Below are 9574 nucleotides of genomic sequence, written 5' to 3' on the forward strand. Positions count from 1 at the left end.
CGTGGCCCTTGTCGCTCTCGATCTCCACGAAGCTGGCCCGCGCGCCGGCGGCGTTCAGGGCGCGCAGGATGTGGCGGCTCTCGGCGGTCGGATACAGCCAGTCGGAGGTGAAGGACAGGACGCAGAATCGGATATCCCGCGCGCCCTTGAACGCCTCGGCCAGCACCCCGCCGTGGGCGGCGGCCAGATCGAAATAGTCCATGGCCCGGGTGATGTAGAGGTAGCTGTTGGCGTCGAACCGGTCGACGAAGCTCGCCCCCTGGTGTCGCAGGTAGCTCTCGACCTGGAAGTCGGCGTCGAAGCCCCAGCTCAGGCCGTCGCGCTGTAGTTCGCGGCCGAACTTCCTCTGCAGGGCGGTCTCCGACAGATAGGTGATGTGGGCCGCCATGCGGGCGACGGCGAGGCCCTTTTCCGGGCGCACGCCTTGACCTTCATAGGCGCCGGCCCGCCAGTCCGGGTCAGCCATGATCGCCTGTCGCCCGACCTCGTGGAAGGCGATGTTCTGGGCCGAGTGGCGCGCCGCCGCCGCGATGCAGATGGCCGAGAACAGTTTCTCTGGATAGGAGGCGGCCCATTGCAGGACCTGCATCCCGCCCATCGATCCGCCGACCACGGCGAACAGGGTCTCGATGCCCAGGGCCTCGATCAGCATGGCCTGGGCCCGCACCATGTCGGCGATGGTGATCATCGGGAAGGTCAGGCCGTAGGGCTGGCCGGTCGCCGGATTGATCGAGGCTGGCCCCGTCGATCCCATGCAGCCGCCGATGACATTGGCGCAGATGATGAAGTGGCGGTCTGGGTCGAGCGGCAGGCCCTGACCCACCACGCGGCTCCACCAGCCGGGCTTGCCGGTGACGGGGTGGATCGAGGCCACATGCTGGTCACCGGTCAGGGCGTGGCAGACCAGGACGGCGTTGGACTTGTCGGCGTTCAGCGCGCCGTAGGTTTTGTAGGCGATCTCCAGCGGGCTGAGCAGGGCGCCGGAGTCCAGCGCCAGCGGCTGATCAGCCGGAAATCGGTGTATTCCGCCGCCGGATTCGCGTGTCGGGATCGCAATGGCGGTCATGTGTCGCTTGGACCGCCAAGCTCATTCGCTGTCAACCGCTTCGCGTAAGGCTCCTGGCCAGCTATGAGACCTGTGGCGGCGCTTGGGGCGCGTATTGAAGCGGGGGCGCGGCGAAGCGTTCATGGATCGGCTTATTCTCTTGCGGCACGGTAAGGCCGAGCGCGACTCCGACAGCGGCGACGACTTCGACCGCAAGCTGACCGAGCGCGGCGTTCGCGAATCGGCGGCGACCGCGGCGACCCTGGCCGATATGGGCCTGGTGCCCGATCTGGTCCTGGTCTCGTCATCGGCCCGCACGCGCGGCACCTGGGCGGCGGCGCAGGGCGCGTTTCCGCAGGCGGCTTTCCGCATCGAGCCGAGCCTCTATCACGCCGAGGAACGCGTCGTGCGCCAACTGGCGGAGGCCGCCGGCCAAAGCTCGGCCACGGTGATGATCGTCGGTCACAATCCGGGCCTCCAGGAACTGACTATCCGGCTGCTGGCCGAGGGCGGCGCGCCCTCGACCCTGATCGCCCGCGCCCACGCCCGTTTCCCGACCGCGACGGCGGCGGTGTTCCTGTTCGACGACGCCGGACGCCCGTCCTATGACGGCCTCTTCTTTCCCAAGGGCTGAGCGTGAGCCGCATCTACAAGATCCTCTCTCGCAGTGAGTGGACCGCCGCGCAGGCCGCCGGCGTCTTCAACGGTTCGGCGGTCGACCTGGCCGATGGTTACATCCACTTCTCGACAGCGGCCCAGGCCGCCGAGACCGCGCGTCGCCACTTCGCCGGCCAGGCTGATCTGGTCGTGCTGGCGATCGAGGCCGAGGATCTGGGCGAGGCTCTTGTCTGGGAGGCCTCGCGCGGTGGTGATCTCTTCCCGCATCTCTATGGCCCTCTGCCGCTCGCCAGCGTGCTGGCGGTGACCGAGGCCCCGCTCGCCGAGAACGGCGTTCCGAACCTTGGGGAGCTGGCATGAGCCTGCACGATATCGCCGCCCGCGCCTTGCATGTCCTCGACGCCGAGGACGCCCACCGCTTCACCATCCGCGCGCTGCAGGCTGGCCTTGGCCCAGGCTCGGCCGCCGACGATCCGATCCTGGCGACGGAGGTCGCTGGCCTGCGCCTACCCAATTGCGTTGGCCTGGCGCCGGGCTTCGACAAGAACGCCGAGGTGTTCGGCCCCATGCTGCGCGCCGGTTTTGGCTTCGTGGAATGCGGCACCGTCACCCCGCTGGCCCAGGCCGGCAATCCGCGCCCACGGCTGTTCCGGTTGTCGGAGGACCGGGCGGTGATCAACCGCATGGGGTTCAACAACGAGGGGCTGGAGCCGTTCGCAGCCCGTCTGGCTCGCCGAGGGCCGGGGATCGTCGGCGCCAACATCGGGGCTAACAAGGAGGCCGAAGACCGGATCGGCGACTATGTCACCGGCCTGACCCGGCTGTGGGGCCTGGCCTCCTACTTCACGATCAACATCTCCTCGCCCAACACGCCGGGCCTGCGCGCCCTGCAGACCAAGGCGGCGCTGGAGGAACTGCTGGGACGGCTGGCGCAGGCCCGCGACAGCCTGCCGGCGGAAGGCCGGGTCCCGATGTTCCTGAAGGTCGCGCCCGACCTGGAGGACGGCGAGGTCGAAGCCATCGTCGAGACCGTGGTCGCCAACGGCCTGCACGGGATCATCGTCTCGAACACCACCATCACCCGGCCCAACCTCGCCTCGAAACACGCCGGCGAGGCCGGCGGTCTGTCGGGCGCGCCCCTGACCCAGCTGTCGACCCAGATGCTGGGCCTCTTCCATCATGCCGCCGCCGGCCGTGTGGCGCTGATTGGGGCCGGAGGGATCGGCTCGGGCGAGGACGCCTACGCCAAGCTCCGGGCGGGCGCCTGCGCGGTCCAGCTTTACTCGGCCATGGTCTATGGCGGGCCGGGCCTGGTCACCCGGATCAAGCGCGATCTGGCGGCCTGCCTGCGTCGCGACGGGTTTGTTTCGGTGGCCGCGGCGGTAGGCGCCAATTGAGGCTCCAAGGCCGATTCAACTCGCCTCCAGAGCTACGCCGCGTTGCCGAAACGTTCGGCGTGCAGTAACGGGGGAGTCGTCATGGCGGACGCCCCCACTCCCCCGGCGCCCATAAGGTCGCTCAGGCGCCGCTTCTTCTGGCCGGGCGGCCTATCCGCGCGTCTGCTTTTGCTCACCGTCCTGTTCGTGGCGGGAGCCGGCGCCTTGGCGCTTCCCCCGGCGCTAGCCTCCTTTGAAGAGCAATGGCTGCTCGACCGCGTGCGGGCCGCTGAACTGGCCTCCATGGCCACCGAGGCCGCCCCCGACCAGGTGTTGAGCGAGGCCCTGGCCTCCCAGCTTCGCCAGGGCGCGGGCGTCCAGACCGTCGCCGTCCTGGACAACGACGGCAACCGCTTCCTGAAGGTGCCCGGACCGAAACTGGCCCAGCCGCCCTATCTCGTGGACCTGCGTGACCAGGCCCCGGCCTCCTGGTTGTCGGCGCCGTTCCAGACCCTGTTCGGCAGCGGCGAAGGCCGAATGGTCCGGGTGATCGCCGAGCCGCGCTTCTACAAGGCCCAGTTCATCGAGGTCGTGGCCCCCGACGCCGAGCTGAAGGCCGAGCTGAAGGTCTATCTGTGGCGTCTTTTGGCGGTGATGGCCTTCGTCTCCGCCCTGGCCGGCGGGCTGGTCTATCTGTCGCTGAACTATTTCCTGGTCCGGCCGATGCAGCGGATCACCCGCTCGATGGAGCGCTTCGCCTCCGATCCCGAGGACGCCGCAGCCCGCATCGAACCGTCCGGCCGCCGTGACGAGATCGGCCGCGCCGAGGTGCAGCTGGACCGGATGCAAGACGAACTGCGCTCTGCGTTGTCGTCGCGCGCCCGGCTGGCGGCGCTGGGTGAGGCGGTCGCCAAGATCAATCACGACCTGCGCAACATGCTGACCAGCGCCCAGATCGCCTCGGAGCGGCTCGCCGCTCTCAACGATCCGCAGGTCACCCAGGCGATGCCGCGCCTCGAGCGCGCCCTGGACCGCGCCGTGAAGCTCGCCACCGGCGTCCTGACCTACGGCAAGACCGAAGAGGCCGCGCCCGACGCCCGGCCGCTGGCGCTAAGCCCGGCTCTCGAAGCCGCCGCCGAGGAGGCGCGGCTGTCGCCGGACGGCGTGCGGCTGATTTCGCTGGTCGAGGCGAGCGAGCAGGTCAACGCTGACCCGGACCAATTGCACCGGATCCTGGTCAACCTGCTGCGCAACGCTCGCGAGGCCGTCGAGCAGCAGCCCGGCCGCGAGACGCCCGGCGCGATCCAGATCACGCTTTTCGAGGATGAGGGCGTCAGCGTCATCCGCCTGGCCGACAATGGACCTGGCGTCTCCGAGCGGGCCCGCGAGCGCCTGTTCCAGCCGTTCTCCGGCTCGACCCGGGCGGGCGGGGCCGGGCTTGGGCTGGCCATTGCTCTTGAGTTGGCCCAGGGGCACGGCGGCGATCTGTCGCTGGTCCAGACCGGCCCTGAGGGTTCGGTCTTCGAACTGCGCCTGCCCGGCGCGCCCGGAAAGTTGCTTCCGTCGCTCCGAGGCCGCCGGCCCAAGAGCGCCGAGGTCTGAGATTTTCTCTCTCCTCCCATAGCGGGGAAGGAGAGAGCCAAGCCATATTCGACGGTCGCGCCTATCGATGGCGGGACGAGGCTGTTGCGGTCTAGAACCCCTTCACCACGCCTTCGCGGCGTTCGTCGGCCCCGCCTTCCAGGCCGTTCGGCGTCATCATCACGCCGTGCAGGCCGGAGCCTTCGCCGCCGCTGCCGCGGAAGACCACGCCCTTGGCCGCCAGCGCCTCAACCACGCCTGGCGCGTAGCGCGCCGGCTCGGACGCGAAATTGTCGCCGCGCGCGATCAGGTTCGGCAGGTTGAAGGCCTCCTGCATCGGCATCTTCCAATCCAGCACCGCGACCAGGGCCTTCAGATTATAGGCCAGGATCGAGTTGCCGCCCGGCGAGCCCAGGGCCGCGACGAACTTGCCCTGGCGGTCCAGGACGATGGTCGGAGCCATCGACGAGCGCGGGCGTTTGCCCGGCGCCACGGCGTTGGCCGCCTGGACGCCGTCGGCGTTCTTGGGCGACCAGGAGAAGTCGGTGAGCTGGTTGTTCAGGAAGAAGCCGCCGACCATGCGGCCGGTGCCGAAGATGCTCTCGACGGTGGTGGTCATGGAGACCGCGTTGCCGGCCGCGTCGATGACCACGAAGTGCGATGTGCCGCCCGGCTCCAGGGTCGCGTCCGGCGCCAGCTTGCCGGCGCCGCGCGGCTTGCCCGGCGCGGGCGCGGGACCGGCGACCTCGCCGATCAGCTTGGCGCGCTCGGCGGTGTAGGCCGGGTCGAGCAGGCCTTCGATCGGCACGGGGGTGAAGGCCGGATCGCCGAAGTAGCGGTCGCGGTCGGCATACATCAGCCGGCTGGCCTGGGTGAACAGGAACCAGGCCTGCGGATCGTTCGGCCCGCGATCGGCGATGTCGGTGTGCGACAGGATGCCGAGCGCTTCGAGCAGCGCCGCCCCGCTGGACGGGGCGTTCGGCACGCAGACGACATAGACGCGGTAGGGGCCGCAGATCGCGTCGCCGACCTTGGGCCGATAGCTCTTCAGGTCGGCCAGGGTGACCGTGCCAGGGCGCGGATCTTCCGACACCTTGGCGACGATGGCCTGCGCCAGCGGCCCTTCAAGGATGGCCTTGGGCCCTTGGGCGGCGATCTTGCGGACCGTGTCGGCATAGGCCGGGTTCTTCAGCAGGTCGCCGGCCTGATGGCGCTCGCCGCCGGGTTTGGTGAAATAGGCCTTGGCGTCGGGAGTGGCGGTCTGCGGGAACGGTCCGGCGATCATGCCGGCCAGGCGCGGGCTGACGATGAAGCCCTGGTCGGCCAGGCGCTCGGCGTCAGCGAACAGGTCCTTCCAGGCCAGCTTGCCGTGCTGGGCCTGGGCCATGGACAGCATGGCGACCGCGCCGGGCACGCCGGTGGCCTTACCGCTGGTCACCGCCTCGGGATAGGAGAGCGGCTTGCCGGACGCATCCAGGAACATGTCGGGCGTTGCGCCGGCCGGGGCGGTCTCGCGGCCGTTATAGGCGATCACCTTCTTGGTCTTGGCGTCGTAATAGGTGAGGAAGGCGCCGCCGCCGAGGCCAGAGCTCTGCGGCTCGACCAGGCCCAGAACGGCCTGCACGGCCACCGCGGCGTCGATCGCCGAGCCGCCCTGGCGCAGCACGTTCACACCGGCCTCGACGGCCAGCGGATTGGCGGCGGAGACTAGGACCTTGGGGCCGGCGGCCGGAGCCGAGGCGGACGCAATGGGGGCTTGCGCCGGGGCCGTGGCGCAGGCGGTGAGGCCGAGCGCGAGGGACAGGGCGGCGAGACGCTTGAGCTGAAACACGAAGTACCACGCGAGGGGAGATGGCAGGAGAGCGGCACCATAGCCAAGCGTGCGTGGACAACAAATGCGAAGCCGTGCTTTCCGTATCGATTATGAGCAAAAACCTCGCCGCCGCGCCCGGACCCCGCAATCTGATCACCGATGTGCCAGGCCTCGCCGTGGGTCAGGCCCATGACGCCGCAGCCCGCACCGGAGTGACCGTGATCCTGCCCGATGAGCGGGCGGTCGCCGCCTGCGACGTGCGGGGCGGCGGTCCTGGCACCCGCGAGACCGACGCCTTGGCGCCCGAGAATCTGGTCGAGGCTATCGACGCCATCGTGCTGTCGGGCGGTTCGGTCTACGGCCTGGCGGCGGCCGACGGCGTGGTGGCCTGGTTGGGGGCGCAGGGACGAGGCTATGGCCTGGTCTCGACCACGGGCGTGCCGCGTTCACCCGTCGTGCCGGGCGCGATCCTCTACGATCTCGCCAATGGCGGCGAACGGGCCTGGGGCGAGGATCCGCCCTATCGCCGGCTCGGCCGCGAGGCGGTGATCGCCGCGGCCCGTCACTTCCAGTTGGGGACCGCCGGCGCCGGCTACGGCGCCATGGCCGGCCGATTGAAGGGCGGGACGGGGTCGGCCTCTGTCGTCTCCGCTGACGGGATCACCGTCGGCGCGGTGGTCTGCGTCAATTCCTTCGGTTCGGTGGTGGCGCCGGGCGGTCGGACCTTCTGGGCCTCGCCCTATGAGGTCGGCGATGAGTTCGGCGGCCTGGGACCCTCGGGTCTCGCGGCCCAGGGCGATATCTGGGGCTTGGCCAAGGTCGATCCGGCCGAGCGTATGAACACCACCATCGCCTGCGTGGCCACCGACGTCGCCCTGACCCCTGCCCAGGCCAAGCGGGTGGCGGTGATGGCCCAGGACGGCCTGGCCCGCGCCATCCGCCCGATCCACGCGCCGTTCGATGGCGACGTGGTGTTCGCGCTCTCGACCGCCGCCCGGCCGCTGGGCGAGGGCGGCGACTTCACCATCGCCCGCATTGGGGCGCTGGCGGCCGATGTCCTGGCCCGCGCGGTGGCGCGCGGCGTCTATGCCGCGCAGCCGTGGCCAGGCGTGAACGGCTGGCGTGACCTGCCCGCCTAAGGTTCCGGCGACCCTGCGGTGTTTTCGTCGTGGGCCAGGGGTGTTTCGCCGATTTTGCCGAAACCCGCAGTCGAGCTTAGTGTCTTAGAGACCCGTGTTCGATAATTGCAGGAAGGCATCCGATGCAGTGGGTGAATAGGGCGGCCCTGGCGGCCGGCGTGGTGGTCGCGGCCGGCGGCGCCCAGGCGCAAACCAAGCAGCAGGTGACCGGTCCGGTCGCCACCTATTGGATGAGCGCCCAGACCAGCTCCGGCTTCGGCGGGATGATGGGGGGCGGGGGCAAGGCCCCGTCCGCGGCCTCGATGATGGGGGCCATGATGGGCGGCGGCTCGAACGTCTCCAAGACCCTGGTCCTGCAACTCGGTTCGTCCCGCAAACCTGCTGGCGAGCCCGCCGCCGAGCACCTGCCGCCGAGCGTGCTCCAGGCCGGCCAGAGCCTGCCGCTGCTGACGCCCAGGGCTCAGCCCCGTCAGGCCAGCGACGAGACGCCCAGCGCGATGCCCAAGGACTACAAACCCAAGGGCAGGATGCTGATCTTCTGGGGCTGCGGCGAGCACGCCAAGTCTGGCCAGCCGATCGTCATCGACTTCGCCAAGATGGTCTCGGGGCAAATGCCGCCGGGTTTGGAGGCCCTGTCGAAGGGGCTGGCCATCACCCCGATGCAGCCGCCGTCGCCCGCCCGCTACGCCACCTATGGCGAATGGCCCAATGAGCGGACGCGGACCAGCGTGCCGGCGGGCGGCTCGTTGACCGGCGACCACCTGATCCGCGGCAACTACAGCCCCGACATCAAGTTCGCCCTGGCCCAGAACCAGGATTTCCTGGGCGCGCTGAACCTCACCACCAATGCGGTGAACCCGACCGGCTCGGGCCAACTCGCCTGGAACCCGCTCGCCAATGCGCGCGGGTATCTGGCGACCGCGATCGGCGCTGGCGAGAACGACACCATGGTCATGTGGTCGTCCAGCGAGGTCCAGGCCTCGGCCTTCGCCCTGCCAGAATTCCTCAGCGACGCCGACCTGCAGCGGCTGGTGGCCTCCAAGGCGCTGATGGCGCCGACCACCACCCGCTGCACGATCCCCCAGGAAGTGCTGAAGATCGCGCCCCAGGCCATGGTGCAACTGGCGGCCTATGGCGGGGAGACCAACATCTCCTATCCGCCGCGCCCCGCCGACCCCAAGACGCCCTGGAACATCGATTGGAGCCTGAAGGTCCGCTACAAATCCCAGACCGGCGCCATGCTCGGCATGGAGATGCCGGATATGGAGAGCGAAGGGCCGGGCTCGTCCGACTCACGCGGGCCGCAACCGGCCCCGCCGTTCGGCGTCCCCGGCCTCGGCGGCGCGATCCTGAAGGGCCTCGGCGGCCGTCTACCTGGTCTCTGACAAGGGAAAATCAGCCAATGAAAATTTCTCTCATTCGGCGGGTTGCCAATCGCAATCGCCCCGACTAGGTTCCGCGCCTTCGCCGAGAGGCACTGCGCGCCCGTAGCTCAGCTGGATAGAGCATCAGACTACGAATCTGAGGGTCGGACGTTCGAATCGTTCCGGGCGCGCCACTTACTTTCCCCAAGAACTTCAAGAACTTGGCGGGGGCGGGATTTCCCGCCCCGGTGAGCCGGCAGGGCCGGTTTACAGTCCGTTTACAGGCCGGTTTACAGTTTCTGTTCGCCCGCCGTTCTCGCCTTCCGGGCCGCCTTCAGCTTCACGACGTTGTCGATTCGATCCTGGCCCTGGTCGGCGAGCGCTTTGCGCTGCGCCTGGCGCCGGTAGATCTGCGCGGCGCGCGGCGAGGCGTGTTCAAGCTGCCCCATGATCTCGGCGTCGCTGGCGCCGGCCAGGGCCAGCTCGAGGCCTCGGGCATGACGCAGGCCGTGAATGTCGAGTGGGCAGTAAACCGCGCCCTCATCATCGGTCAGAGCGCGGGCCTTGCCGGCCTTCGCCAGGGTCGCCATCAGTCGGTCGATCGCTTGATTGAGTTGGCGCGGCTTCCAGGGTTGGCC

8 protein-coding genes, 1 tRNA gene and 1 pseudogene are annotated in these 9574 nt (G+C 69.3%); 7 read left to right on the top strand and 3 right to left on the bottom strand.

Going from position 1 to position 9574, the window contains the following annotated elements; translation table 11 throughout:
* Positions 1-1066 (bottom strand): homoserine O-acetyltransferase (locus Q7T84_RS10010; protein WP_304808331.1); only part of this gene is annotated, 1066 nt, incomplete at its 3' end.
* Positions 1067-1187: 121 nt separating this feature from the next.
* Between Q7T84_RS10010 and Q7T84_RS10015 the strand changes: the two genes are divergently transcribed.
* The 4 genes from Q7T84_RS10015 to Q7T84_RS10030 all read left to right on the top strand — a co-directional run bounded on the left by Q7T84_RS10015 (position 1188) and on the right by Q7T84_RS10030 (position 4641).
* Complete coding sequence (locus tag Q7T84_RS10015; RefSeq protein WP_304808332.1) at positions 1188-1679, top strand: histidine phosphatase family protein; 492 nt, start codon at positions 1188-1190, stop codon at positions 1677-1679.
* A gap of 2 nt (positions 1680-1681) precedes the next feature.
* Positions 1682-2023 carry a DUF952 domain-containing protein gene (locus Q7T84_RS10020; protein ID WP_304808334.1) on the top strand — a complete coding sequence of 114 codons (342 nt, stop codon included), beginning with the start codon at positions 1682-1684 and terminating at the stop codon, positions 2021-2023.
* Positions 2020-3060, top strand: coding sequence for a quinone-dependent dihydroorotate dehydrogenase (locus tag Q7T84_RS10025; RefSeq protein ID WP_304808336.1), 1041 nt, complete (start codon positions 2020-2022; stop codon positions 3058-3060). The genes Q7T84_RS10020 and Q7T84_RS10025 overlap by 4 nt, the downstream gene beginning before the upstream one ends.
* An 81-nt stretch (positions 3061-3141) precedes the next feature.
* Positions 3142-4641 (top strand): sensor histidine kinase, encoded by a 1500-nt coding sequence (locus Q7T84_RS10030; protein ID WP_304808338.1) that lies wholly within the window; start codon positions 3142-3144, stop codon positions 4639-4641.
* Between the two features lie 91 nt (positions 4642-4732).
* Here the strand turns inward: Q7T84_RS10030 and ggt are convergent, their stop codons facing one another.
* Positions 4733-6451, bottom strand: coding sequence for a gamma-glutamyltransferase (ggt, locus tag Q7T84_RS10035; protein WP_304808340.1), 1719 nt, complete (start codon positions 6449-6451; stop codon positions 4733-4735).
* 92 nt (positions 6452-6543) lie between these two features.
* Here ggt and Q7T84_RS10040 point away from each other — a divergent pair, with 92 nt between their 5' ends.
* The 3 genes from Q7T84_RS10040 to Q7T84_RS10050 all read left to right on the top strand — a co-directional run bounded on the left by Q7T84_RS10040 (position 6544) and on the right by Q7T84_RS10050 (position 9130).
* A complete protein-coding gene (locus Q7T84_RS10040) occupies positions 6544-7572 on the top strand; it encodes a P1 family peptidase (protein ID WP_304808341.1) in 1029 nt (342 codons plus the stop codon).
* A 122-nt stretch (positions 7573-7694) separates the two neighbouring features.
* Positions 7695-8957 carry a hypothetical protein gene (locus tag Q7T84_RS10045; RefSeq protein WP_304808343.1) on the top strand — a complete coding sequence of 421 codons (1263 nt, stop codon included), beginning with the start codon at positions 7695-7697 and terminating at the stop codon, positions 8955-8957.
* Between the two features lie 96 nt (positions 8958-9053).
* Positions 9054-9130: transfer RNA gene (locus Q7T84_RS10050), tRNA-Arg, on the top strand.
* 96 nt (positions 9131-9226) lie between these two features.
* Here the strand turns inward: Q7T84_RS10050 and Q7T84_RS10055 are convergent.
* Positions 9227-9574: pseudogene (locus Q7T84_RS10055) on the bottom strand (site-specific integrase); the annotation flags it as partial.

Origin of the sequence: Phenylobacterium sp. (assembly GCF_030654915.1) — a bacterium.
Taxonomy (GTDB): Bacteria; Pseudomonadota; Alphaproteobacteria; order Caulobacterales; family Caulobacteraceae; genus Phenylobacterium.